Origin of the sequence: Saccharibacillus sacchari, from assembly GCF_037722395.1 — a bacterium.
GTDB classification, from domain to species: Bacteria; Bacillota; Bacilli; order Paenibacillales; family Paenibacillaceae; genus Saccharibacillus; species Saccharibacillus sacchari_A.
Genome location: NZ_JBBKAR010000016.1, coordinates 314984 through 339686, shown reverse-complemented (window position 1 = coordinate 339686; position 24703 = coordinate 314984). Strand labels below are relative to the sequence as shown.

The window sequence follows — 24703 nt, the reverse complement described above, 5'->3', positions numbered from 1 at the left end:
GGATTTCCGGTTTGCGGAAGTCGCCGTTTTCTTTTTCAAGGATATGGAACAGGATGCGCAGACCGCGGAACTCACGACGAAAAGCGTCACGAAAAAGACTCGCCGCGCATGGTTTTTGTCAAAAAAACGTTAGGAGCAGGCAAGCATCGGGTATATAGACCTATTACGACTGGTGAGTATTCATCATGCCCGAAGAGGTGCTATTTATGGTAAACGAACAGAATTGCAAACAGGAAATAGATCGGCTTCAACAACAATACGAGCATTGCGTAACCGAGCAGGATCGCCTTCGTCTGCTGCTTGAGCAAGAAAGCCAAGCGAGAGAAGAAGCAGAGCGGGCGCTGAAAAATAAAGCGAATTTCGTCGCGTTTCTTAGCCATGAGATTCGCAATCCTGCCAACGGCATCATAGCCATGACCGATTTGCTAAGCGACACGCGTTTGACGAAAGAGCAGAAAAGTTACCTGGAAATCATTCAAACCAGCAATGAATCGTTGATGGAGCTAATTAACGGCATTCTGGATATGAGTCGTTTAGAGGCGGGCAAAATGACAATCGCAAACAATCCGTTCGATGTGGTCAACACAGTCGAGGATTTGATGTATATGCTTGCTCCTCAAGCATTCAAAAAAGAGGTGGAAGTGATTTTGGATGTCGAGTCCGAAATTCCTTTGTTCGTGATCGGCGACGTTTTGAAGGTGCGTCAAATTTTCCTTAACCTGATGCAAAATTCGATTAAATTTACGCATACGGGGCAAATCGTGTTCGAATTAAAACGTATGCCTTCGCTCTACGAAGATCGGATCAATGTCGGTTTCGCTGTACGGGATACCGGAATCGGTATGTCCGAAGATCAGGTTGCCCGTATTTTCGACGTGTACGCCCAAGTTCACGAGAATGCGGAACACCACTACGGAGGCAGCGGGCTGGGACTGAGCATCACGAAAAACCTGGTCGAATTGCTGGGCGGAGAAATCGAAGTATCCAGTCGTCAAAATGAAGGAACATCTATAGAGATCGTGCTTTCGTTCGAGCGTTATACGGATATCCCCTCGATACCTTTCGAAAACGATGTATTGAGCGGCATGAGATTTTTGCTGTTGGAACGTCAGGACACATCGCGCGACGTTATCTCGAACATGCTCGAAGGGTGGGGGGCGTCCGTGCAAGCGGAAAAAGAAGTGGATGCCGGATTAATAGAGCGCGCACGCAACGGAGAATTCGATATTCTATTAGCCGATCGCTCAACCATACACGAGAACCAAACGTTCGCCCGTTTATCCGAAATCAAAGGCCTGAATATCTTTTTGCTTGCGCGTCTTGGCGAAAAAGTGGAGGATGAAGAAAGAAGCCGCTTCCGTTCGATCATTACGAAGCCGATTCGAAAACTGCATCTGCTGAACGCGATTCTGGCCATGGACAAAAACGTTCAGGATTGAGTTCGGAGTCGAAAGGAATGACGCAAAGCCATATGGGCAAATCAACAATAACCCGGTACGACGAATTTACACGCGTACGGACGGAAATGGCCTTCCCGCTGCGCTGGGAAAACAGTTACGTCCTGCAAGGCGAAGACGGTTGGACCATCGTCGATCCGGGGCCGCGCTCGCCGGAGAATGAAGCGATCTGGCATGAAGCTTTTGAAGAATTGGGGATTCGCTTGCCCGATATCGCTTCGATCGTGCTGACCCATCATCATCCTGACCATTACGGACTCTCCGGCTGGCTGCAACAGCAAAGCGGAGCACAAGTCTGGATGTCGAAAGCGGCGAGCGAAGCGGCTTGGCGCAATTGGGGCGGAGCACAGCAAGAACCGGGCACGACCGATTTTGCCGAAGCTTCGATTGCGTTATGTCGTCTGCATGGTATGACACCTGAACGCTTGAAGGAACTTCCTGCGCATTTGGCCGGATTTTTGCCGCAAGTAGATCCGCAGCCCGAGATTTCTGTCATTGAACCCGGCTTGCCGATCCGCTTCGGCGGAAGGCTGTGGCATCCGATCGAGACAGGCGGCCATGCGGAGGGGCATCTGTCCTTTTTTGAAGAAGCGACAGGGATCATTTTGTGTGGGGATGCGGTATTGCCCCGTATTTCGCCGAATATCTCATACAGTCCCGGAGGTGACGAGCATCCGCTCCGTTCCTATCTGGCGGGGTTGCGTACGCTGGGAGCTTTGGATGTAACGAAGGCCTTCCCGGGGCATCGAGATCCGTTTGAACACTTTTCGGATCGTACGCGTCAACTGTTGGAGCATCACGAGCAGCGGCTAAACCGGATGGAGGAACTGCTGCAAGGGCAACCGAAAAGCGCTTATGACATCTGTATTTCCTTGTTCGGCGATTCGCTCGGCATTCATCAGCTGCGCTTTGCGTTGTCGGAGACGATCGCGCATCTGGTGGAGCTGGAAGATCGGGGTAGGGCCAAAAGATACCAGGAGCAAGAAGTGCGTTTCGGCTTGAATAAAACGGAATAGTCAGCGTAAAAAAGCTTTCAAGACCTCATACGGGGTTTTGAAAGCTTTTTTATATGCAGCAACTTTTAATGAGCAGAACAAGGGCTTTTTTCGCGAGTCAAAAGTCTTTGAAAAATAAAAATTGAAATATTGGGTTTTGCTTGGTTAGCCCTTACGAACCATGTTTATATTAAGAGAGTCGACAACTAGATTTGTATCAAACAGATTTCAGTAAATCTAAATCAGCTAATCAAATGGATAAAAATTCAATTGGAGATTGAGTTCGGGCTCGCCGATCACGGCCGAAGGATCAGGCCCGAAAAACAATTTTCAAAAAAATTTAAAAACATGTGATCCAAACTTTCGAACTCTGCGTTTCACCCAATGTAAGCGAGAGGCACAAGAACAAACAACAACACAGACGAATACCCAGACACACCAACAAGATACACACACACAATTGGAGGGATTAAGATGTTTAAAATGTTCAACGTGAAGAATCTCGAGTCGAAGAAGTTTAATGCCAAGAAGATCATGGTACCTGTACTCGGTCTGGCATTGGTTGTTCCGACAGTGGCGGGGGCCGCTCCGGTACACGCAGCAAGCGCAACAGCAACGACGAACGTCGCAGCAACAGCAGCTACAATGACGACTATGAAAGCATCGACGACAACGCCAGCGGTTGAACTGAGATCGGCACTGGATCACCTGCTTTCCGAGCACTTCCAACTGGCCGTTGATTCGATGATCAAAACTTACGAAGGTTCGCCTGACGCGGCAGCCTCGTTCGCAGCACTGAATCAGAACGCAAGCGACATGCTGCCGGCGATCGAATCGCTGTACGGCAAAGAAGGCGCAGCCGAGTTCGGCCGTATCTTCAGCGCCCACAACAAAGCGACAGACGATCTGGTAAAAGCGCAAAAAGCCGGTAACACGGCAGGCGTTCAAGCGGCAAAAGCCGAAGTCGAGAAATTCGTCAAAGAATTCTCCGCTTTCCTGGGAACGGCGACAGGCGGCAAACTTCCGCAAGCAGCAGCAGAAAAAGCGATTCGTCTGCACGAAGATCAGGTTCAACAAGCTTTCGATAAATATGTAGCGGGCGACTACACAGGCGCTTACACCGCTTACCGCACAGGTCTGAACACGATGTTCACGATCAGTGAAGCCCTTTCGACGGCAATCGTAACGCAAATGCCGGAGAAATTCGAAAACACCAAAGCCGATACGCCGGCTGGCGATCTGAGATCGGCGCTGAACTATCTGTTCGCGGAGCACTTCGCGCTGGCTACGCTGCAAATGCAAGAGCAATTTGACGGCATGAGCGCAAGCAGCAGCGCGCTGGTAACGGCTGAAGCCGGCAATACCAAAGACTTCAAAGCGGCAATCGCTTCGGTCTACGGCAATGCGGGAGCGGATCAGTTCGAGAAACTGTGGACGACCGACCATATCAACGTACAAGCGCAATACGTAGCAGCCGTGAAGAGCGGAGACCAAGCGGCGATTACAGCGGCCAAAGCCCAAATCACGAAATTCACCAAAGAAATGGCAGCATTCCTGAGCGCGGCAACCGAGAAACGTATTCCGGAAGCCGGAGCGCTGGAAGGACTGACGGCACACGAAAACCAGGTGCAACAAGTACTGGACCAATACGCGGCTAAAAACTACACAGGTTCGTACAAAACGGAGCGCGAAGGTTATGCCCTGATGTTCGACGTGGGTAAACTGCTCAGCGGCGCGATCGTGGACCAATTCAACGCGAAATTCCAAGAGCCTGCGACAACGCCGACGACTCCAACAACGCCTACGACACCGACAACGGGTACGAAAACAACCGTTACGATGCAAATCGGTAGCCCGAACCTGACGCTGAACGGCAAAACGACCAAAATGGATACGATGCCGCGCGTTTGGAACAACACCACTTATGTACCGCTGCGCTTCCTGAGCGAAGGCATCGGCGCCCAAGTCAAATGGAATAAGAAAGCGAACGAAGTGACGGTTATGGCCGGCAACGACACGCTGAAATTCTGGTTGGGCAAAGACTTCATGGAAGTCAACGGCGAAAGACAATCCGTAGGCGCCAAAGTATTCGCGGACGAAAACGGCCGTACGGTCGTACCGCTTCGCTTTATCACGGGTCTGCTGGGCTGGGACTTCAACGTTAACAGCAACAACTGGATGATTACGCTGACGAAGTCGATGTAATCCGCCTTAAACGAACAACGATTAAACCCAGAATAACGCTGTAAAAAGCCATAATTCGCCGAGGTGCCTGCTTCTTTTGCAGGCACCTCGGCTTTATGTCGTTTTCTTGTTCGTTAACGCCGTTGATTCCTTTTGACGATATACGCTTCGGCTGGTACGCTAACGGTAGCAACCTCTCATATCCATCAGAACAAGGAGGAGATTTCGATGCTGCAAAAGAAATCCGATCTTTATGAAGACTGGTATGATTACGACGATTATTATGACGATGTGTTGCGCGGTTACGTAGGTCCGAAAGACGAAGGATTCGAGGAAGTCAGTATTCGGGAAGACGAAGAAGCCGAGAAAAGTTCGGTCTGAAGCTGACACGGATCAGGACTGAAGGCGCGATCGAAGCAGGACGTAAGGAGGAATTCCCGGAATCGGGGATTCCTTCTTTTTTATTTAGTCAGCAAATGGGTATAAAATATCCAATGAAAAGTTTTCTATCCTTTTTTTGGCGAAGTTGTGACAAGTGATGCAGTTCAAAATCAATAGTCGGGTACGGCGTACCGGATTGGGATCAAGCAATCGGGCATCAAAAGGAGGAAGATTATGAGCTTTGAACCTCAAAACGAACTGGAGCGAGTTCTTTCTGCCGCAGTGGAAGACCCCTCGCGAAGAAGGGAGTTTTACGAGGAGCTTCAGCGCTCGGAGCTGTACACGCTGCATATGGGCGGTGACGTACCGGCGGAACAAGGGGTTCTGCGGGAAAAAACGACCGTCCGATTACCTAGCGTAGAGATTGAAGGAAAAGCCTATTTACCCGTATTTAGCTCCCTGCCGATGTTGCAGCGCTTCATTGATCGGGAGATGCGGTATTTGTCCATGAATGCGATCGACTTATTCGGTTTGGTCCGGGGATCGGATGTTTGGTTGAATCCTGGAGGCGAATTCGCGAAGGAATTTCCGGCTTCCGAGATCGAATCGATTCTCGATGGCCGTATTTTGGGTGATCCGCAAAGCTATACGGTCGATCAGGAAACTCAGGTCATGTTGGGACGTCCCGCGAAAGAACCGCACGAGTTGCTAAGCGAATTGGCGGAAGTGTTCCATGCGCTGCCCAACGTGAAGCTGGCCTATAACGCCCACTACTACAATCCGGAAACCGGCGATCCGCCGCATACGCTGATTGCCGTGGAGGCAGATGGGGACTGGAACGAGGTCGTTCGTGCTGCTGGAGGCCGGGCTTCTTCGGCACGGGTGCCCGACCCGCCCGTCGACTTTCTTCGGCTCGACGGAACGAGTGGGCTGGAAACGTACTTTGAATCGGACTGCACGCCTTTTTACCAAAAGCATAAACGAAAAAAAATGTTTGCGCGATAGCGCTTGGCATCCGAATGGGGATTGGAGTTGGGGTCGCAAGATCCAAAACTCCGATCCTATTTTTTAATCGTCGCCCGGTTCTTTCGGCAACTCGATCTCGACTTCGCGCTCGCTTTGCTTATTGTGCGCAATGCGGCTGCTGGCAGCCGAAGCGATCGCGCCTACGATATCGTCCAGGAACGTATGCACCGGACCGAGACTTTTATCGTTCAATCGCTCCAGGACGCCCGGCTTCAACTTATCGACATAACCGAAATTGGTCAATCCGATACTGCCGTAGACATTCACGATCGAGAGGGCCAAAATTTCGTCGACTCCGTAAAGCCCTTCGTCGTTGTTGATCATTTCTTGCAGCGGGGATAGCAATTTGCCTTCTTCCGCGAGTACGTCGAGCTGAATACCGGTCAGTACGGCATTTTGGACTTCGCGCTTTTCCAGCACCTTTTCCACGTTATGCACGCATTCTTCCATCGTCAGGCCGGGATAATATTTTTTCTGCAAAAAGAGAACCAGCTCGGCGATTTCTTCGATCTTGATGCCGCGTTGTACCAGCCAGCTTCTTGTCGCTTCCGCGACCTTGCGGCTGTTGAGCGAGTAGGCTTGACGTTCGGGGATGCCCATTTGTTCTTCTTTGGCTGTCGGTTTTTCCGGAGTTTGCATAAGATTCACCTCGGGTTCGTAAAAGGTAGTCAAACATCTGCGGGGAAAACGGATTTTCGGGGTCGTCCGTCGTTCCGCATACCTAACATCTGTACATATTGGATGCTCCTGAACCAAAATCCTGCCAAAAAAGCGAATGACCGTGCGTTTGGCGTCCCAGTTTGCTAAAATGAAGGGAACGAAGCGCCAAATATGACGTTGCTTCGCAGATTCAAAACGGTTACTGTACGGTTTGCTCAACGTCATATTGCGGATACGGGAGGACAACGAAGTGAGTAGGAATGACAGAAAGCCGGATGAGATTCGTCCGGTCAAGCTTGAGATCAATACGAATAAATATGCCGAAGGTTCGGTCGTGATCGAAGTCGGCGATACGAAAGTCATTTGCAACGCGACCGTCGAGGAGAAGGTTCCTCCTTTTATGAAGGGACAAGGACGCGGCTGGGTAACGGCTGAATATTCGATGCTGCCTCGCGCCACGCATACGCGCAACATCCGTGAATCGGCTAAAGGCAAGCTTGGCGGACGCACGATGGAAATCCAGCGCCTTATCGCCCGCGCGTTGCGTTCGGTTGTCGATCTGCAAGCGCTGGGAGAGCGGACGATCACGGTTGACTGTGACGTTATCCAGGCAGACGGTGGCACGCGTACAACCTCGATTACGGGGGCTTTTGTCGCGATGTGCCTGGCTGTGAACAAGCTGGAAGAACAAGGCAAGCTCAAACGCTACCCGATCACCAATTTCCTGGCTTCGGTCAGCGTAGGCGTCGTGGAAAACGAGGCGTTGCTGGATCTGCGTTACGATGAAGACAGCAACGCGGCTGTCGATATGAACGTAGTGATGACAGGCTCCGGCGAGTTCGTCGAGCTGCAAGGAACGGGCGAAGACCGTCCTTTCAGCCGCGCGGAATTGAATCAGATGCTGGAGCTGGGCGAGATCGGCGTGCAGCAAATGATTTCCGTTCAAAAGCAGGCATTGGGTGCGAACGCATTGAAGATCGGCAACCATGAGATCGGGGGCTTGGCATGATCGAAGGAATGAGCGGCGACAACAAGCAGATCGTCGTAGTGGCAACCCGCAATATGGGGAAGGTTCGGGAATTCCGTCATGCTCTGGCTCCTTTCGGAAAAGAAGTACACAGCCTGCACGAATACCCGGACGCTCCCGAAGTCGTGGAAGACGGTAATACCTTTGCGGCAAATGCGTTCAAAAAGGCCAAAGAAATCGGAGATTTCCTGAACCTGCCCGTATTGGGCGACGATTCGGGGCTTTGCGTCGATCTGTTGGATGGCGCACCCGGCATCTTTTCCGCGCGCTACGCCGGAGAACATGGCGATGATTCCGCGAACAACGCCAAGCTGCTTGACGAATTGATGCGTTTGCGTCAAGGCGACGACACCGAGCAGCCGCTACTTAGCGCGGCACGCTTCGTCTGCGCCCTGGCCTTGTACGATCCGGCCACGGGCCGCAGCCTCGAATCCGAAGGCGAAGTCGAAGGCTGGATCACGTCCGAGACCGCCGGAGTCGGCGGCTTCGGCTACGATCCGCTGTTTTACGTCCCGCAATTCGAGCGCACCATGGCCGAACTCAGCGTGGAAGAAAAACAAAGCATCAGCCACCGCGGCGTAGCTCTCGAACGGCTGATCGCGAAATTGGGCTGAGCCCAGTACCTTGTCTTGGATTAATGAATGGTTTAGCCCATCTGAAACGCACTAGAACCCTGCGCGTTTCAGCCGAACTTAAACCTGCAATTTATTCAAGATAAGCTACCCGATTCGCGGACGGTGTTGAACTTCGGCGCGGGAGCGATAGGCGATGCGATCCTCTGCGAGGAACTCGGAAGGCAGCGTTAGCTGCGAAGTTGCCGCTTTTTTCGAAATTTGCTTGTATGGACTGACGATAAATGCTGAAATGCAACTATTTTGCTTGGATCGTTCCCGAATTTTAAAATAAATGCGTATATCCAGTTATTTCGAGCAAAAACGCGCTAACTGCCGCGAGATCGAGAAATTAGATGGATATACGCATTTATTTCGCTGAAACCGCAATACTTGAAGCAAATAAGTGCATATACGCAATTATTTGCAAAAAGCCCAGCGCTCTTTTTTGGCGCTGGGCTTTTTTTAAACTCTCCACTACGAGGTCAACGCGCCAAGCGGAGAGGGACATTCAGCGAGACAGCGTTCCGAATGAATTTCCCTTTAGCGACTCCGGTTTTTCACGTCTTCCCCGCTTCTTCCAAACATCCGAACGTAAAATCCTGCACCGGAGTCAGCACGTCGCGATGAAGTCCGCCCGCGGACACTTTGCCTTCGAACATGCGGTACACGTAGACCGTCCGCCGCGCGCGGAGAATGCACGGAGCGCCGCCCGCGCTGCCTACCGTTCTCGCGTCGATCCGGTCTTCCGCTTCCAGGCAGGAGCCTCGGCAGACCGAGGACGGATGGCCGAACGTAATCGAGCCGGTAGAATAGAGGTCGCTTTGCAATACGCCTTCTTTATGGATCAATATATCGCCGTTGGATTTGACCGTGCTGGTTTGGCAGCGGGACAATTCGATTTTCGATTCGCCCTGCTGCATATCCGTCACGAACGAATGCTCTCGCTCCAGATGGGTTTGCAGATGCGCAAGCACCGTTTCGTCGAGCGATTCGATCATCTGCGCGGGAGACAACAGCAGGTTCAGCGCGTCGGCGAATTCGTTCGAGGAAGCGCCCGTGCTTCGCTGCACCGTCACCAGCACTTGAAGCAGCTCGCGGATTTTGGGCTGGATGTCTTTGAATTTGCTTTTGAGCAGCAGCAAAGCCACCTGTCCGAAACGGGCGGACTGCCCGCGCTTGCCGACTTCTTCGTACAACGTGCGCGAAGCTTGCAGCAGCATGCCGATCTCGGACGTCAACTGCTGCGACAGATGATACAGCCGATTGAACGACAAGCCGAAGCTGCCGGAATACAGTCGGCTTCCGATCACGCTGCCTTGCACGATAATGCTGCCGGCAGCCGTGATCGTGGAATGATAAACTCCGCCGGACACGTAGACGTTGCCGAGCGATTCGACGATCATATTGTCGGTCACGCTGCCGTGAATCGCGACGTCGCCGGAAAAGACGATATGGCCCGTTTTCAGATCGACGTCGCCCGCGACCACGTAAGCGTCCGAAATATCCAGATAACGGACGGGTCCGTCGGCGATGCAGGGGCGGCCCGCTTTGGTCGCGACGAACATGCCGTCGCCGCACGCTTCCACATGCTGCCGCGCGCGCAGATCGATCTCGCGCACGGGCGGCGGCTCGATGGTTTCCCCGTAGACGTCGTATCCGGGCGTGCCGGGACGAGACGGAATCAGGCGCGCCAATACATCGCCGGGCTGCACGGAAGGAATACGCAAATGGTTGCGGTAATCAAGCGCTCCGGCGATTTCTTCGAACGCGTTTTCGATTTTTTCGCCGAAAAAAAGCTCAAGTTCCGCATCGGTCCCGGCTTCCGGCGCCAGACCGACCGCAAAACGCACAGGCATGCCGTCCGCGTCTTGAAGCGCTTGCACGACAGCGGGCACGTCCAGATTTTTGCGGATGCCGAGCTTGCCGACCTCCGCCATGATTTCGGCGATTTCCAGCTTGCGCACAGGCGGTTTATCCCGGTCGGGAATCGCTTGGGGGGACAGTTTTGCCGCGGGCGGATGGTTTTGCAGCGTCCATGCGTAACCGACTTCGGCAAACACGCGGATATCCGCCGACATCCGATCCGGCGAGACGGCGATCTCGTACAAAGGTTCGTCCGCTTGTTCCCATTCGATCCGGTCGCTTGCGCGAACGGGCGAAGCGGCCGACAATTCCACGCCGTTCAGCCATAGCCGAAGCGGCGGGAGCGGAACGAGTAGCGCATACGCGCCGTCTTCGCCCGGATCGACGACGCGGACGGCGCCGCCGTTTACTTCGATGCTGCCGTCGGCCGGGGCAGGGCGAGACTCCGAAGACCCGGAGGCTCCGCCGGCGGCGGTCGACTCGGTAGCGTTTTCTTTTTCCGGTGCGGAATAAGGCATGCGAAAAGACCTCCTTCTGGATGATGACAGTGTAACGAGGGCACGATCGGATACTATTGTCGAATTTAAGCTGGGTCTATAGGCATGATTTAATTTGAATTCCTTCAAAGTTAGGACTATGTAAACCAAGATATAGGTCTTTGTCAAAGAATAGAATAATACCTTCAGACCTATTTTTCAATAACCTTTTCCAAATAGACCGATTTATTGCATCCTGAAGTTTTTTCGGGTACATTGATCGCAACGAAATATTCTACCGAAAACAGGAGAAAGGAACGATAAACCAGATGCGAAAAAGGATTACGATCACGGTTTCCGGCACGTTGATCCTGGCGCTCTCGCTTGCTGCGGGCATCGCGTTGGCGGATTCCGGAATATGGGCGCGAGCCGACAAAGCGACGGGGCGGCAAGCCGCCGATCAAGGATTTTTGGTCCATATGCCCGGACGCGCGGACAAGCAGCAGGCAGCGTCTTCGATCGACCCGGCGACAGGCAAAGCGGCCAAGCGTGCAGGAACCGCCGCGGCGGAAGGTTCGACCGGAACGTTTACGGCGAAGCTTGCGGCAGACGGGTTGAACCAAACGTTGACGTTCCGCTACGCGCAATCGGGGAGCGGAATACGCGTTTTGCCTTCGCCGGACCTGGGGTACGAGCTGCTTACGCTGCCGGACGGTCGGGTGCTGGTGGAAGTCGCGGCGTCCATTTATAGGCTTGACCCGGAGAAGCGCACATTGTCTGTCTTCTTAAAAGGGGAAACCGGTACGACTCGCAAAACGGCGCGCGGCCCGGTATCCGGCGGCTCGGCGAAAATGGTGGTCTGGGGCCAGCGCGCTTCGCTCAGTCCCGACGGAACCAAGCTGCTTTACTGGACGACTCGCAATATTACCGTTACGGGCAATGAAGACGGCGAGAACTGGATCAAAGACCTGCGTACGGGCACGGAGAAAAAGATCTATGGAGCCGGATACACGCTGCTCGGATGGGATGCCAAAAACCGCTTCTATCTGGATCTGGGCGATAACGGAATCGTGCAGGTGGACAGCGGAAGCGGGGCTTCGGCCAAGTTGGTCTCGGGCTTTTCCGTCTCGGCCGTGTCCGGCAGTCACCTTCTGTCCCAGACGACGGACGGTTCATTGAACGTACGCGATTTGTCGACAGGGAAGCAGCATACGTTTCGAGGTAGCGGGCTGAATCATCTTCGTTCTATAGCCTCTTCTGATGCGGGACCCTGGTTTGCTTTGGTGAATGCGCCGGATCGTTCGAGCCGGGGTTCGACGTTGATCCTGCTTAACGCCAAAACGCTGAAAGCTCACACATTCGAGGAGCCGGCGGGCGCTTCGATCATCGGCGTTTCCTGGCAGGATGAAAAGACGTTGCTGGTCCAGGCGCGCAATCGCACAACGGCAGGGGAATCCACCTATGTCCTGGACATCGGCAAGGAGGTAGTCGAATGAACGTCGATCACGGGAAAAAGAAACCGGGAACGCGCGGCGGCATCAAGCGCAAAGTGGGGCTGACCGCTGGCGTTTTGCTTATGCTTGGAGCCGCAACATCAGCGTCGGCAGCCGATTACGGCGCGAGATTTCTGCAACAATACGGCGTCAAAGCGTCGATCGCCCCTGCCATGACGCCGGCCAGAAGCGACGCCGACGGTCTATACGAGCGTTATTCGCCCGTCGAAAGCAAAACGAACCAGCCGCGTAACGTCGTCAGCGGAACCAACCCGCATAACGGGGCGGATCTGGCGATGGCGTCGGGAGATCGGGTATATGCCGTTTTGCCGGGAAAAGTGACGGAAGTGAAGCCGGATACCTCCGCTCAACTCGGCAGTGTGATTATCGACCATGATACGGATGGGGATGGAACCCCGGACGGCGTATATATGCAGTACGTGCATATCGATCCTGCTGGCTCAAGCTCGTCCGGCATTCGCGTCGGTGATTACGTAACAGAGACGACCGTGATCGGCACGGTCGATCGCGCCAAACGCTATAACCCGCATTTGCATATCCAACAGGTGAGCCGGGGACGGAGCGGAGCGGCGGATATCCAGACGATGCCGATGTATTTGTTCTATCGGCATACCTCTTTAGAGACCTGGAATGCCGGTTCGGATCTCGACTATGTATCGGCAGACTGGCAGGACGGCAATATGCTGTATCTGACCGCATATGCCGGAACGGATAATCCGCAGACCAATCAATATGATCGCAACCGTCCGGCGGAAATCCAACTGCATTACAAGATCGGCTCAAGCGGCAAATGGAAAATGTCGACGACCAAATTTAGTTTGTACAATGCGAACACGCTGCGTTATCGAATCGATCTGAAAAAAGCGACCGGAGCTGCAAAAGGACAGAAGGTCTATGTCTATGCCGCCGCGATTCGTGCGAATGATCCGACGTTTCCGAATTCCGCTGCGTATCGTCACGGCTTATGGCCGCAGTTCTACAAGCAGCCGGACCGGGTACTGTATGCGGCGTCTTCGGCAAGAGCCGATGCGGCTTCGCGCATGTTTACGATTCAGTAATAGAAAAAAGCCATTCCCGTACCGCGAAAATGCGGCAAGGAATGGCTTTTTTTATGCAGAAATCAACCTGCGATAGACTCTCCATCCGTGGATAGGCTTTCTTCGACAGCCTGACGTTTTTTCTTGCGGATTTTGACTTCCGGGGCCGGATCGGCTTCCAGGTTTTCGATCTTCAAAGCGGTCAGCTCCTGAAGATCGCCGATCAGCTTCTCCAATTGGTTGAAGCTGCTGCTCATCTGGCCCGTGATATATTTTTGCTCGCCCATGCCGGCCAGGATTTCTTCCATTGCGGCATTGGTTTGCTGCGTGACCGCAGAGATCGCGACGGCTTGCACCGAGACTTCCGAAGAAGAGATCTTCATTTTCTCGGAACGGTGTTCGACTTCTCCGGCCTGATCCAGCAGCTTATGCGTGTTTTCGTTGATCTCGGTCAAAGCCTGTTCGGATCGCTGCGCGGCTCCGAGGCTGTTCTCGGCGGCTTCGCGTCCGCGCAGGACCTGACTCATCAGGCGCTCCGTGCCGTGTTGCAGCTCGCCGAGAATGCCGCCGATCTGTTCGGCCGATTCGCGGGAATGCTCGGCCAGCTTGCGCACTTCGTCGGATACGACCGCAAAACCGCGTCCTGCGTCGCCTGCGCGAGCCGCTTCGATCGCCGCGTTCAATGCCAACAGATTGGTCTGGCTGGAGATCTCGGAAATAGTCGACAAGATCTGGGCGATCTGTTGGTTTTGCTCACGGAACAGCTCCATATCGTGCGCCGTATCGTTCATGACCGCGTACACTTCATCGATATGCGAGCGCAGATCCGTCATCCGGCCGGAGCCTTCCTGGGTCACGTTCGCCGTATGCTCGGACAGATTGCGCATCATGGAAGAGTTTTGCACGACGCCTTCGATCTCCAGATCGCTCGCGGACATTTTGTCCGAAATATCGGATACGCTGTCGGCCTGGGTTTCGGCGCCTTGCGCGACTTGGGAAAAAGCATTGGTGATTTCTCCCGTGATCAATTCGTTCAACGTTACGTTTTCTTTCGATTTGCGCGCGAATTTGCTCAGTTCGTCTACCGAAGCTTTGACCTGGGACAATACCAGATCGATTTGCGCGGCGTCGGCTTTGCTTTTTTCTCTTTGAGCCGCCAAATTGGCGAACAGCTTTTCGTTCACGAAGCCGATCGCAACGGCGATCGCCGCGATAACGACGAACAACACGACCGTAAAGATCAAAGTGACGGCTCGGCCTTCGGGAACGAATACTTCCGCGCCGCGAAACCAGGAAACCAGCAAAGCGACGGCCGTAAGCGCCGAATAAAGCAGCGCGTAGCGGTAACGCGGGTACAGCAACAAAAGAATGGCCGGCACCAGCGCTGCCAGCACATTGATCGTATCGGTAAGAACGGCGGCGTAAGCCACGAAGAAAAAGAGCGCCGCCGCGTAAGGCAGAAGGTTTAGCGCTTTTTTGCGAAGCGTGCATACGGTGAAAACAGCCGCGAACGCGCCGAAAGCGCCGGCCGCAATCTGCGTAGGCAACGACAAATTCAGACTGACCGCTCCAAGAAGCAGGAAAAGAGCCCATAAAATAGACATCACGATTTTGTTTCGTTGATACATGACCCGTTCATAATTGCTCAAGTGCTCACTTCCCCATCGGTAAGATACATACGTTGCCTCATATGAAAGACCTATCTCCATTATCGTCAAAAAGCCCCTAAGCGTGTAGGGGCTTTTTGCGAAAAGTGATATCGAATTTTCAAAAATGTAAGCGAAAACAGTCAAATAAACCCTTATTTTAGAATCCACCTAACAGAAAACGTTTGCGATAAAAAATTTTACAGAGAGCGGCTTTGAGCTTCGTTGCAAGCCTGAACCTATTGTTGACTGCGAGGAGGCAGGCCCGGTTCACCTAACGGTGAAGAAGGCGTCCCATGCTCTGTATCGACAGGACCAGAAACTCCAGGCGGCGCAGTGGCTTGCAGATTGTCGGTTCGATCATCGGACCCGCCAAGCCGGGTATGATTCAGTGCGTAATGATTGCGGAAAATGGCTTCGATCTCAGGGCGCGACTCACTGTCTGCTTCCACGATAAGCAATACGCGTCCGCCGCCAACATGCTCGTCATAGGCTTTCGCTTCCTCTTCGGGAATCCCAAGCCCAATCAATCCGCCAACCAGTCCGCCTCCGGTGGCTCCGACCGCAATACCGGCCAGAGCGGCTGCGATCGGGCCGGCTGCCAATAGCGGACCGATGCCCGGAATCGCCAACGCGCCCAGTCCGACCAATAGTCCGCCAACGCCGCCCAACAGCCCTCCCGCTGCCGCACCGCCTGCTGCGCCTTCGGGAGCTTTATTGTGATGTTGATCCAGGATCTCCTCAGCATGATCGCGGTCACGCGTCACAATAGAGATATTGTCTGTTGTATACCCGTAGCGCTTCAACTCTTCGACCGCTTCCGCGGCCTCCCGTTCGGTCAGAAATACGCCTACCATCTTTTGCATCATGCGGTCGTCCTCCTTATTTACGTGTGCGGTCGAGCGGATTATTCGGGTCTGTCTCCAAGTCGGCCGGGCTTGCCAATCCCCGATTGCCGACAGGCGTTCCGTCCATGCGATTCGCATCGATATTGGTTGCGCCCATTGCGGGCGTATCCCGGTACAACGGATCATCTGTCGTTGTTGCATGAAGGTCGGCGAATTCTTCGTCATAGCGTCTGTTCAGGGAATTATTTTGATGGAAAATCCGATAAATTTCGCTGCTATTGGTTTCTTCGGTATCCACGATGACCAGAATCCGTCCTTCGCCCACGATAGCTTCGTATTCTTTGGCTTCATGTTCGGGGATGCCCAATCCAATCAACCCCCCGATTAACCCTCCGCTAGCGGCTCCAACAGCGGCGCCTGCCAGTGTCGCGGCAATCGGGCCGGCAGCAAGCAGGGGGCCGATGCCGGGAATCGCCAATGCGCCCAGTCCCGCCAGAAGTCCGCCGACCCCCCCAATGACGCCGCCTGTCGCTGCGCCGCCCGTAGCGCCTTCCTGGGCGAGCGTAACCGTTTCGTCTTCGAATTTGCGTGCTTCTTCGGCACTGCGGGTCACTGCCGAAATATCGTCCGAGTTGTAGCCGGTTTGTTTTAACTCTTCAATCGCCCGCGAAGCTTCCTGCTCCGTGGCAAATATCCCGATAATTTTTCTATGCATATCGATGTCCTCCTCATGTTGAATAGGATGATGAACCGAATTTCTGTACGTCACATATTTAAACCTATACTTGAAATAGAAACGTGAAAGGGAATGAAAAAGCCCTCATGAACCGCGAGAAAGACTCTCAGTTCATAAGGGCTTGCTTGAGTTTGAGTCGGGCTACCAGGCTGCGATTGAACCGTCGCTCCGCGTTTCCGTTCCGCCGCAAAGAACGCCGCTGGACGGATCGCGCCAGATGATCTGCCCACGCCCGAACATGCCTTTGTCCGGCGCAACTTTGATTTCATGTCCTTTGCGTATAAGCGCCTGTGCAAGATGAATGGGAAAGTCGGGTTCGACTTGAACGCTTTTCCCGTTCTCCCACATCCAGCGCGGGGAATCGAGAGCGGCTTGGGGATTCAGGTTGAAGTCGATCGTATTCATCACAAGCTGAACATGGCCTTGAGGCTGCATAAAGCCGCCCATGACGCCGAACGGACCTACGGCTTCGCCTCCGCGAGTCAGGAAGCCGGGGATAATCGTGTGGTAGCTGCGTTTGCCGGGAGCCAGCGCGTTGTCGTGCTGAGGGTTCATCGAGAAGCTAAATCCCCGGTTTTGCAGCGCGATACCGGTTCCGGGTACGACGATCCCCGAGCCAAAGCCCATATAATTGCTTTGGATGAATGATACCATATTCCCTTCGCCGTCGGCCGTAGCCAGATAGACAGTACCGCCCGAAGGCGGGGTACCCGGACCGGGGAGAGCCGCTTCGTCGGAAATCAGTGCCCGTCGCCGGTCCGCATATTCGCGGGAAAGCAAGCCTTCCACGGACGTTCGCATATGCTTGGAATCTGCGATATAGGCTTCTCCATCGGCAAAAGCCAACTTCATCGCCTCCAACTGGCGATGCAGCGTCGGAACGCTATCTTTTTCGCCCGGAGCAAAGCCGTCTAAAACATTCAGGGCCATCAAGGCGATCAGACCCTGACCGTTCGGCGGAATCTCCCAAACTTCGCAATCGCGATAGCGAGCGGATACAGGCTTGACCCATTCCGGTTGATAACGAGCCAGATCGTCAGCAGTCAAAAATCCATTGTGTTCACTGAGATGATTAGCGATCTTCGCCGCCAACTCGCCGCGATAGAACGATTCGGCATGAGTCCGACCGATCTCGCGCAACGAAGCGGCATGGCCGGGGGAGCTCCACATTTCGCCGGCTTGCGGAGCGCGACCCTTGGGGGCAAAAGTGCGGAACCATTCGGCGTGGGCTTCACCGCTGAGTTGGCTGCTGAAGATGCGGTAAGCCCGATTCCAAAAATAAGCCAAACTCGCAGGAATCGGGTAGCCTTCTTCGGCATAACGCACCGCAGGTTCAAGGGTTTGTTCAAGAGATAGGCGTCCAAATCGACGAGAAAGTTCGGCCCAGGCAGCGGGAGCACCGGGTACCGTAATCGGAACGACACCGTATTTCGGCATTTCCTCGATTCCCTGTTTTTTCAGTGCGTCAATAGACAAAGAGGCAGGAGCCGGACCGCTGGCATTCAAGCCATGCAGCTCGCCGTTGGTCCACACGAGAGCGAAAGCGTCACCGCCGATTCCGTTAAAAGCAGGCTCCAGCACCGTGAGCGCCGCGGCTGTAGCAATCGCCGCGTCGATCGCGTTGCCGCCTGCTTTGAGAATATCCAATCCCGCTTGAGCAGCCAGAGGTTGAGAGGTGGCAACCATGCCGTTGCGAGCATAAGTGGGGAGACGGCGGGAAGGGTACGGTTGATAGAGCGGGTCGAAGTGCATGGAATCCATCATCTCCTGTCTGTGAAATCAATACGAGCGAAGTCGGGTTTTGCCCCAAGATCTTTTAAGCCTCCGTACCGGATTCGTTATGTAAGCTTGAATAGTGAGTCAGCCGCTGAGCAAGCGTACCTGTATGGAACTCCAACAGATGGCCATCAGGATCGCGAAAATAAAAAGAGTGTCCTTCGCCGTCTGCCAGACGAGCGCGGCTGGGCAAGATTTCGGCTTGCGCTTCCTGAAGCCTTTGCTTCAACTCCGTGAGGTCCTCTTCCGCGACCGCGAAAGCAAAATGCGTGTACGAATGACGAACATCGCCGCGAGGAATATCGGCTTCTTCATTCAAGGCGAGCCAAAGTCCGGCAATATCGAAATAAGCCGTTTTGCCGCGCAGATAAACAGGAGCTTCGCCAAGCACCTTTTCGTAGAAGCGTACGGACTGTCCCAGATTGGGATTAGTATAGCATACGCGTTCAGGCCATCGGAAAAAGCCGCTCTCTTCCGGGGGAAGAGAGCGGCCAGTGATCCGGTTTATCGGAGCAGGCGATTCGCAGACACGATCAACTGATCGTGCCTTTGATTTTGCTTTTCAGGTACATTTGGTAAATATGGCGGATGCCGATCTTGACGACCATGTAGATCGGGATACAGATCAGCATGCCCAGAATGCCCATGACGTCGCCGCCGACGAGCAGGAGAACGATAACGGTCAAAGGGTGCATGTCCAGTTGTTTGCCGAATACGAGCGGTTCCAGCAGGTTGTTCTGGATCAATTGCGCCACGATGACGATGACGATCGACCAGATCGCCATGCTCGGCGATTCGATCAGGCCGACGATGCCGACCGGGACTCCGGCGAGGAAGGCCCCGATAAACGGAATGAAGTTCAGGAAGAACGAGATGATGACCAGAAGCAGCGAATACGGCAGGCCGATAATCAGGAAGCCGATATACAGCAGCACGCAAAGCATCAGGTTTACGATGACCCGTCCGGCAATAAAGCCGTTCAGCGCGTCGTCCATTTCGCCCAGCATGATTTTTCCGTCTTCTTTTTGCTGGTTCGGGAATATCTTCATCAGGTAGCCCGGCAGTTTATGATCGTCGCGAAGCAGGAAGTAGAGCAGGATCGGGAACGTCGCGATAACCAGCACGAAGCTCGACAAGAAGGAGAACATGCTCGTGAGATTGTCCGACAGCCACGTGATCGAAGTGTCCAGAACGCCCGACAAGCGATCGAGCAGATCCTGGTTTTGCGTGACGTCGCTCGGGATGAACCGGCTGATCGTCGGGTTGTTTTGCAGTTGTTGCAGTTGGTAGACGGCGTCCTGCGCAAGCTGCGGCGCGTTGGTGATAAAGCTCTCGATCTGATCGCGCAAGGTCGGCCAGATCCACAGCGCAGCGCCTACGATCAGCAGAATGAAGACGGCGAAGATCAGCATGACCGACCAGGAGCGTTTCCATTTTTTGCGTTCGAGAAAGCGTACCAGAGGACGTAGAGGGTAATAGAAGAATGCGGCGATCAATAACGGGACCACCAGGGAACTGACCAGCGAAACGACGGGCGTGAACAGGAATTTGACCAGCGTGCCCAGGAATACGATCAGCAGAATAAGCGCGACCCCCGCGCCGATGACGAAAAAGCGATTTTTGAACATGTATGTCCTCCTACTTCTATGAATATGCCCGAATCCCCGAACGGCAGCATTGCCGCAGTATCGGTTAGCCGGACGTTTTGCGAGCGCTGCTGGGCGATAAAGCCGGTATCGTCTGCGGCCCAAGCAAGCGAATGTACTATATATTAAACGAAAAACGACAAGTTCACGCCGCGCGCGCCGAGACTTGAACGGGCGGGCATAAACAGCGTATTGCGGTTGTCTTTTTTTAAAGCCGATAAAATAAATAGGAATTAACCGAAAAGCTATTGACTTTCTGTTGAACAGGTCGTAAAATTCAATCTTGCACGACCTAAATGTTTGCCAGCGGGTTGCGTCCTGCTGGAAATGTTGTCCAATCATCTTAGACCCAATCGGAGGAAACGATTATGAAAAAAGCGACTATGCTCGGCCTTGTTGCGATCCTGATGACCCTGATGCTTGCCGCTTGCGGCAACAACAACGGAAGCAGCAACACCGCCGCTACGAATAATGCAGGCACGTCGGAAGAAAACACGGCTGCCGCAAGCAACTCTTTGGAAAAGATTAAATCCGCCGGCAAGATCGTGATCGGTACGGAAGGTACGTACCCGCCGTTCACTTACCATGACGCAAGCGGCGAACTGACCGGTTTTGACGTCGAAATCGCCCGCGAAGTCGCAAAACGCCTCGGCGTTGAAGCCCAGTTCGAAGAAGCACCGTGGGACAGCCTGCTCGCGGGAATCGATGCGGGACGCTTCGATTCCGTATTTAACGAAGTCTCGATCCGCGACGACCGCAAAGAAAAGTATGACTTCTCCGATCCGTATATCTCTTCGGGCGCGGTGCTGATCGTTCGCGAAGACAACACGGACATCAAGTCGCTGGCTGATCTGAAAGGCAAAAAGGCCGCTCAATCGCTGACCAGTAACCTGGCTGATATCGCAAGAGAAAACGGTGCCGAAATCGTAGCGATCGAAGGTTTCCAACAAGCGATCGACCTGCTGAATTCCAACCGTGCCGATGCGACGATCAACGACAACCTGTCGTTTCTCGATCTGAAAAAGCAAAAACCGGATCTCGCGCTGAAAGTCGTAGCTGAAGCCGAAGACGCTTCGCAAAGCGGCGGCGTGTTCGCGAAAAACCAGCCGGAACTCGTGGAAGCTGTCAACAAAGCGCTGGCCGATATGCACAGTGACGGCACGTACGCGACGATCTCCGAGAAATACTTCGGCAAAGACGTATCGAAGTAACGGCCGCGAACTTCTTTTACTGATACGGAAGAAGCCGTTCGCGGTTTCAACGGAAGCGGGGCTACCCCGGATTCGCGAAGCGGGTCCCGAGGCAGCCTCGTTTTATTTGTTCAGGTTAGCCGTTTTCGTGTAAAAGGGAAGTACGAACGTTTGACAGAATGCCGATCGCGGCGGAAGGAGCATAAGAAGCATGGATGATCGTAAAATTCAGATTGTGATCGATTCCTTATGGCCGATGATCAAAGCCGCGCTGCAATACACGATTACGCTCGCGCTCATCTCGTTCGTTTTGGGCTTGATTCTGGCGGTTTTGGTGGCCCTGGTGCGGGTGTGGAAAATCCCCGTATTGAACCAAATCGCTATTTTTTATGTATGGGTAATCCGGGGTACGCCGCTGCTGGTGCAGCTGTTTATCATTTTCTTCGGACTGCCAAGTATCGGGATCGAGTTCGATCCGTTTCCGGCCGCAGTGATCGCTTTTACGCTCAATATGGGCGCTTATAATTCCGAAATCGTCCGCGCCGCAATCCAGTCGATCTCGAACGGCCAATGGGAAGCTGCGTATTCGCTCGGCATGACACGCGGTCAGGCCCTCTGGCGCATTATTCTTCCGCAGGCCGCGCGCGTATCGGTACCGCCGCTGTCGAACTCTTTTATCAGCCTGGTCAAAGACACGTCGCTCGCTTACACCGTAACGGTGGTCGAGTTGTTCCAGGTCGCCAAACAGATTACGGCCACCACTTACGAACCGTTGCTGATGTATACGGAAGCGGCCGTTATCTACCTCGCCATCTGTACGATATTGAACGCTTTGCAAAGTGTGATGGAGAAGCGTCTATCCCGTTTCTCCGCCCAATAAACCGACCGGAAAGGAGTCAGATCCCATGATCGAAATTCGTAATTTGCATAAATCGTTCGGGTCGCTGGAAGTGCTCAAAGGCATTGATTTATCGTTGGAAAAAGGGAAAGTGCTCGTGATCATCGGCCCTTCCGGCTCGGGAAAAACGACGCTGCTGCGCTGTTTGAACCTGTTGGAGATGCCGGACGCCGGATCGCTCCAATTGGGCGAGACGAGTATCGAATTCGACGGCCGCCGCAAGGCTGACAAGCAACGGGTACTGAAGCTGCGTCAAAACACCGGCATGGTGTTTCAATCGTATAATCTTTTTCCGCATAAAACGGCACTGGAAAATGTCATGGAAGCTCAGGTCGTGGTGCAAAAGCGCGATAAAGATGCAGCGCGCAAGCGTTCCATGGAGCTGCTGGCAAAAGTAGGCTTGAGCGGGAAGGAAGATGCTTATCCGCACCAACTCTCCGGCGGCCAACAGCAACGCGTCGGAATCGCCCGGGCGCTGGCGACCGATCCCGAAGTGATGCTGTTCGACGAACCGACTTCCGCGCTTGATCCCGAGCTGGTCGGCGAAGTGCTGAAAGTCATGAAAGAGTTGGCTGCCGAAGGCATGACGATGGTCGTGGTCACGCACGAAATGAAGTTCGCCGCGGAAGCGGCGGATACCGTCGTGCTGATGGATAACGGCGTCGTTTTGGAGCAAGGATCGCCGCGGCAAGTGCTGCAAAACCCGTCCAGCGATCGCGCTTCCCAATTTTTGAATCTGCTGACCGCCAAAGATTGAAGCCGAACGAACATGACGAAAGTTGCCGGAACGCAATTCCGGCAGCTTTTTATTTTGCCGATTTGCTTAACGGCTATTCAAAGATCGATTTTTTTGTCGAAAAATAGATATAGATCTTCGCACCATTTATTAAGGAAAGAAACGAGGGGAACATCATGAGAACCAAATTCAGACTGACGTTTTTTGCGAAAAATATGATGATGATTGCGTTCGGCATTTTGCTGGTCGGCGGTTTGTTGACAGGGATCACGGTAAAGCTCCAACAAAAGATGGCGCTCGACAGTCTTCGCAGCCAGTACCTGGGCGTCACGGATTACGTGAAAGCGCAGATCGGCACGGATTTGATCGCCGCTGCGGTCGCCGATCCGTCGCCGGACAACGAAACGGGCAAAACGCTGACTGCAATGCTCGACCAGGTATCCGATTTGAACCCGAACGTCGCGCAGGCTTACGTGTTCGGCGCCGATATGACCAATGGGTCGGAAACGATTATCGCTTCGCCCACGCATCTGATCGCGGACGGCATGGTGCCGGGCGAACGCTACGAAAATCCGGCCGAGATGCAAAAAGCGATGCAAAACGTGATCGATAACAAGCAGGCGGCGAGCACAAACGCTTTCAGCGACGTGTACGGAACGTGGGTGACCATGCTTCAACCGGTTTTGGACGATTCCGGCAACGTGGTCGCGGTGATGGGGCTGGATATCAACGCGCTGGATATCGCCCGCAACACGCAAGACATTTTGATGACTTCGCTGCTGGCGATGGGGATTTGCTTTATCGCCGTGCTGACGCTGCAATTTTTCGTGATGCGCCGCATGATGAAGCCGATCCGCGACTTGTTCGGAGCGATCGGTCAAATGAACGACGGCGACCTGAACGTACAGCTGCATACGGATCGAAAAGACGACTTCGGCGATTTGAACCGCAAGTTTTCCGAGATGGCGCTTGAGATCAAAAGTATTATTTCCGGCGTGCAGAGTCGCGCCGAGCAAGCGGCCGACTCCTCGTCCGCGCTCCAGGAAGAAGTGGAGAAAAACGTACGTATTCAAAACGGCGTGACGGAAAGCGCCGAGCGCATGAGCGTAGGCGCCCGTACGCAGGAAAGTTCGGCCGAGGAAACGTCGAGAGTGATGGAAGAGATGTCGCGTGCCATTCAGGAGATCGCGCAAACGGCTTATCAGGTATCGGAAGCGGCTTCCGAGATGAAAACGGAAGCTACGGCGGGCGGCGAGTCGATCGACCGCGTCGGCGAACAGATGTCGGCCATCAGCAGTTCGGTAGGACGTTCCGCAGAGCGGATTCGTGAGCTTCAGGAGCGTTCGCGCGAGATCGAAGGCATTGCGGGATTGATTTCCGGGATTGCTTCGCAAACGAATCTGCTGGCGCTTAACGCGGCGATCGAAGCGGCAAGAGCAGGCGATCATGGCAAAGGCTTTGCGGTTGTCGCCGAGGAAGTCCGCAAGCTTGCCGATCAGTCGGCGACTTCGGCCAATCAGATCTCGGGCATTCTTGGCTTGATGATCCACGAAACGGACGAAGCCGTCGTGTTGATGCAGGAAGGCATGCACGAGGTCGAAATGGGTCTTACGCTGTCGCAACGTTCCGGCGAAGCGTTCCGACGGATCGAAGCGGCGATCGGCAATGTATCCACGCAGACGGAAGATATGTCGGCTGTTACCGAGCAGATGTCGGCCAGCTCCGAAGAAGTGGCCGCCTCGGTGAGCGAACTGGCGGGCATTGCGAAGGAATCCTCAGGCAGCGCTATCGAAGTGACGCAGGCTTCGCAGCTTCAACGGGAATCGCTGGATATCGTGTCCGCTTCTTCGGAAAAAGTGAACGGAATCGCGCTGGAGCTTAGCAGATTGATCGCGAAATTCAAAATTTAACGATCTTTTATGAACGGAAGGCTGCCCCGAAAGCCATCGCTATGGCCCGAGGCAGCTTTTTTTCGCTATCAAAACAACCGAAA

At 53.8% G+C, this 24703-nt stretch carries 21 protein-coding genes; 13 read left to right on the top strand and 8 right to left on the bottom strand.

Annotation, left to right across the window (positions count from 1 at the left end):
* The first annotated feature begins 206 nt into the window (after positions 1-206).
* From WKI47_RS05695 to WKI47_RS05675, 5 genes are all read left to right on the top strand, one after another.
* A complete protein-coding gene (locus WKI47_RS05695; protein ID WP_340226188.1) occupies positions 207-1439 on the top strand; it encodes an ATP-binding protein in 1233 nt (410 codons plus the stop codon).
* A gap of 17 nt (positions 1440-1456) precedes the next feature.
* Positions 1457-2473, top strand: a complete 1017-nt coding sequence (locus WKI47_RS05690; protein ID WP_340226187.1) for an MBL fold metallo-hydrolase — start codon at positions 1457-1459, stop codon at positions 2471-2473.
* 453 nt (positions 2474-2926) lie between these two features.
* Positions 2927-4657, top strand: a complete 1731-nt coding sequence (locus tag WKI47_RS05685; protein WP_340226186.1) for a copper amine oxidase N-terminal domain-containing protein — start codon at positions 2927-2929, stop codon at positions 4655-4657.
* A gap of 207 nt (positions 4658-4864) precedes the next feature.
* Positions 4865-5017 (top strand): hypothetical protein, encoded by a 153-nt coding sequence (locus tag WKI47_RS05680; RefSeq protein WP_340226185.1) that lies wholly within the window; start codon positions 4865-4867, stop codon positions 5015-5017.
* 234 nt (positions 5018-5251) lie between these two features.
* Complete coding sequence (locus tag WKI47_RS05675; RefSeq protein ID WP_340226184.1) at positions 5252-6022, top strand: enhanced serine sensitivity protein SseB C-terminal domain-containing protein; 771 nt, start codon at positions 5252-5254, stop codon at positions 6020-6022.
* Positions 6023-6085: 63 nt separating this feature from the next.
* Here the strand turns inward: WKI47_RS05675 and WKI47_RS05670 are convergent, their stop codons facing one another.
* On the bottom strand, positions 6086-6643 hold the full coding sequence (locus WKI47_RS05670) for a phosphatidylglycerophosphatase A (protein WP_340226221.1): 558 nt from the start codon (positions 6641-6643) through the stop codon (positions 6086-6088).
* A gap of 310 nt (positions 6644-6953) precedes the next feature.
* On the opposite strand from WKI47_RS05670, the gene rph reads away from it, so the two are divergent.
* Both rph and WKI47_RS05660 read left to right on the top strand, forming a co-directional pair.
* Positions 6954-7712 (top strand): ribonuclease PH, encoded by a 759-nt coding sequence (rph, locus tag WKI47_RS05665; protein WP_340226183.1) that lies wholly within the window; start codon positions 6954-6956, stop codon positions 7710-7712.
* The gene (locus WKI47_RS05660) at positions 7709-8344 is read left to right on the top strand and encodes an XTP/dITP diphosphatase (RefSeq protein WP_340226182.1); all 636 of its coding nucleotides are present in this window, start codon (positions 7709-7711) and stop codon (positions 8342-8344) included. Before rph ends, WKI47_RS05660 begins: the two co-directional genes overlap by 4 nt.
* Before the next feature lie 557 nt (positions 8345-8901).
* Here WKI47_RS05660 and WKI47_RS05655 read toward each other — a convergent pair.
* The gene (locus WKI47_RS05655) at positions 8902-10725 is read right to left on the bottom strand and encodes a FapA family protein (protein WP_340226181.1); all 1824 of its coding nucleotides are present in this window, start codon (positions 10723-10725) and stop codon (positions 8902-8904) included.
* Between the two features lie 287 nt (positions 10726-11012).
* Here WKI47_RS05655 and WKI47_RS05650 point away from each other — a divergent pair, with 287 nt between their 5' ends.
* Both WKI47_RS05650 and WKI47_RS05645 read left to right on the top strand, forming a co-directional pair.
* Positions 11013-12179, top strand: a complete 1167-nt coding sequence (locus WKI47_RS05650; RefSeq protein ID WP_340226180.1) for a hypothetical protein — start codon at positions 11013-11015, stop codon at positions 12177-12179.
* Positions 12176-13255 (top strand): M23 family metallopeptidase, encoded by a 1080-nt coding sequence (locus WKI47_RS05645; protein WP_340226179.1) that lies wholly within the window; start codon positions 12176-12178, stop codon positions 13253-13255. The genes WKI47_RS05650 and WKI47_RS05645 overlap by 4 nt, the downstream gene beginning before the upstream one ends.
* A 62-nt stretch (positions 13256-13317) precedes the next feature.
* Here the strand turns inward: WKI47_RS05645 and WKI47_RS05640 are convergent, their stop codons facing one another.
* From WKI47_RS05640 to WKI47_RS05615, 6 genes are all read right to left on the bottom strand, one after another.
* A complete protein-coding gene (locus WKI47_RS05640) occupies positions 13318-14883 on the bottom strand; it encodes a methyl-accepting chemotaxis protein (RefSeq protein ID WP_340226178.1) in 1566 nt (521 codons plus the stop codon).
* 236 nt (positions 14884-15119) lie between these two features.
* The gene (locus tag WKI47_RS05635; protein WP_340226177.1) at positions 15120-15749 is read right to left on the bottom strand and encodes a general stress protein; all 630 of its coding nucleotides are present in this window, start codon (positions 15747-15749) and stop codon (positions 15120-15122) included.
* Between the two features lie 13 nt (positions 15750-15762).
* Positions 15763-16443: a general stress protein gene (locus tag WKI47_RS05630; protein WP_340226176.1), complete on the bottom strand. Its 681-nt coding sequence runs from the start codon at positions 16441-16443 to the stop codon at positions 15763-15765.
* A 162-nt stretch (positions 16444-16605) separates the two neighbouring features.
* Entirely contained in the window at positions 16606-18216 is a 1611-nt protein-coding gene (locus WKI47_RS05625; RefSeq protein ID WP_340226175.1) for a gamma-glutamyltransferase family protein, read from the bottom strand.
* Between the two features lie 64 nt (positions 18217-18280).
* The gene (locus WKI47_RS05620; protein WP_340226220.1) at positions 18281-18739 is read right to left on the bottom strand and encodes a VOC family protein; all 459 of its coding nucleotides are present in this window, start codon (positions 18737-18739) and stop codon (positions 18281-18283) included.
* Between the two features lie 34 nt (positions 18740-18773).
* Positions 18774-19868 carry an AI-2E family transporter gene (locus WKI47_RS05615; RefSeq protein ID WP_340226174.1) on the bottom strand — a complete coding sequence of 365 codons (1095 nt, stop codon included), beginning with the start codon at positions 19866-19868 and terminating at the stop codon, positions 18774-18776.
* Between the two features lie 386 nt (positions 19869-20254).
* Here WKI47_RS05615 and WKI47_RS05610 point away from each other — a divergent pair, with 386 nt between their 5' ends.
* From WKI47_RS05610 to WKI47_RS05595, 4 genes are all read left to right on the top strand, one after another.
* Positions 20255-21097: an amino acid ABC transporter substrate-binding protein gene (locus tag WKI47_RS05610; RefSeq protein ID WP_340226173.1), complete on the top strand. Its 843-nt coding sequence runs from the start codon at positions 20255-20257 to the stop codon at positions 21095-21097.
* Positions 21098-21287: 190 nt separating this feature from the next.
* Positions 21288-21956 (top strand): amino acid ABC transporter permease, encoded by a 669-nt coding sequence (locus WKI47_RS05605; protein ID WP_340226172.1) that lies wholly within the window; start codon positions 21288-21290, stop codon positions 21954-21956.
* 25 nt (positions 21957-21981) lie between these two features.
* Positions 21982-22731 (top strand): amino acid ABC transporter ATP-binding protein, encoded by a 750-nt coding sequence (locus WKI47_RS05600; RefSeq protein WP_340226171.1) that lies wholly within the window; start codon positions 21982-21984, stop codon positions 22729-22731.
* A gap of 155 nt (positions 22732-22886) precedes the next feature.
* Complete coding sequence (locus WKI47_RS05595; RefSeq protein WP_340226170.1) at positions 22887-24620, top strand: HAMP domain-containing methyl-accepting chemotaxis protein; 1734 nt, start codon at positions 22887-22889, stop codon at positions 24618-24620.
* Positions 24621-24703 lie beyond the last annotated feature (83 nt).

What these genes read in the sequence shown, in the direction of transcription:
- WKI47_RS05650 (WP_340226180.1), top strand. Translation starts at nt 11,013, where the DNA reads ATGCGAAAAAGGATTACGATCACGGTTTCCGGCACGTTGATCCTGGCG.
- WKI47_RS05670 (WP_340226221.1), bottom strand. Translation starts at nt 6,643, where the DNA reads ATGGGCATCCCCGAACGTCAAGCCTACTCGCTCAACAGCCGCAAGGTC.
- WKI47_RS05635 (WP_340226177.1), bottom strand. Translation starts at nt 15,749, where the DNA reads ATGATGCAAAAGATGGTAGGCGTATTTCTGACCGAACGGGAGGCCGCG.
- WKI47_RS05610 (WP_340226173.1), top strand. Translation starts at nt 20,255, where the DNA reads ATGAAAAAAGCGACTATGCTCGGCCTTGTTGCGATCCTGATGACCCTG.
- WKI47_RS05600 (WP_340226171.1), top strand. Translation starts at nt 21,982, where the DNA reads ATGATCGAAATTCGTAATTTGCATAAATCGTTCGGGTCGCTGGAAGTG.
- WKI47_RS05595 (WP_340226170.1), top strand. Translation starts at nt 22,887, where the DNA reads ATGAGAACCAAATTCAGACTGACGTTTTTTGCGAAAAATATGATGATG.
- WKI47_RS05675 (WP_340226184.1), top strand. Translation starts at nt 5,252, where the DNA reads ATGAGCTTTGAACCTCAAAACGAACTGGAGCGAGTTCTTTCTGCCGCA.
- WKI47_RS05630 (WP_340226176.1), bottom strand. Translation starts at nt 16,443, where the DNA reads ATGCATAGAAAAATTATCGGGATATTTGCCACGGAGCAGGAAGCTTCG.
- WKI47_RS05615 (WP_340226174.1), bottom strand. Translation starts at nt 19,868, where the DNA reads ATGTTCAAAAATCGCTTTTTCGTCATCGGCGCGGGGGTCGCGCTTATT.
- WKI47_RS05605 (WP_340226172.1), top strand. Translation starts at nt 21,288, where the DNA reads ATGGATGATCGTAAAATTCAGATTGTGATCGATTCCTTATGGCCGATG.
- WKI47_RS05645 (WP_340226179.1), top strand. Translation starts at nt 12,176, where the DNA reads ATGAACGTCGATCACGGGAAAAAGAAACCGGGAACGCGCGGCGGCATC.
- WKI47_RS05690 (WP_340226187.1), top strand. Translation starts at nt 1,457, where the DNA reads ATGACGCAAAGCCATATGGGCAAATCAACAATAACCCGGTACGACGAA.
- WKI47_RS05625 (WP_340226175.1), bottom strand. Translation starts at nt 18,216, where the DNA reads ATGCACTTCGACCCGCTCTATCAACCGTACCCTTCCCGCCGTCTCCCC.
- WKI47_RS05685 (WP_340226186.1), top strand. Translation starts at nt 2,927, where the DNA reads ATGTTTAAAATGTTCAACGTGAAGAATCTCGAGTCGAAGAAGTTTAAT.
- WKI47_RS05660 (WP_340226182.1), top strand. Translation starts at nt 7,709, where the DNA reads ATGATCGAAGGAATGAGCGGCGACAACAAGCAGATCGTCGTAGTGGCA.
- WKI47_RS05680 (WP_340226185.1), top strand. Translation starts at nt 4,865, where the DNA reads ATGCTGCAAAAGAAATCCGATCTTTATGAAGACTGGTATGATTACGAC.
- WKI47_RS05695 (WP_340226188.1), top strand. Translation starts at nt 207, where the DNA reads ATGGTAAACGAACAGAATTGCAAACAGGAAATAGATCGGCTTCAACAA.
- WKI47_RS05655 (WP_340226181.1), bottom strand. Translation starts at nt 10,725, where the DNA reads ATGCCTTATTCCGCACCGGAAAAAGAAAACGCTACCGAGTCGACCGCC.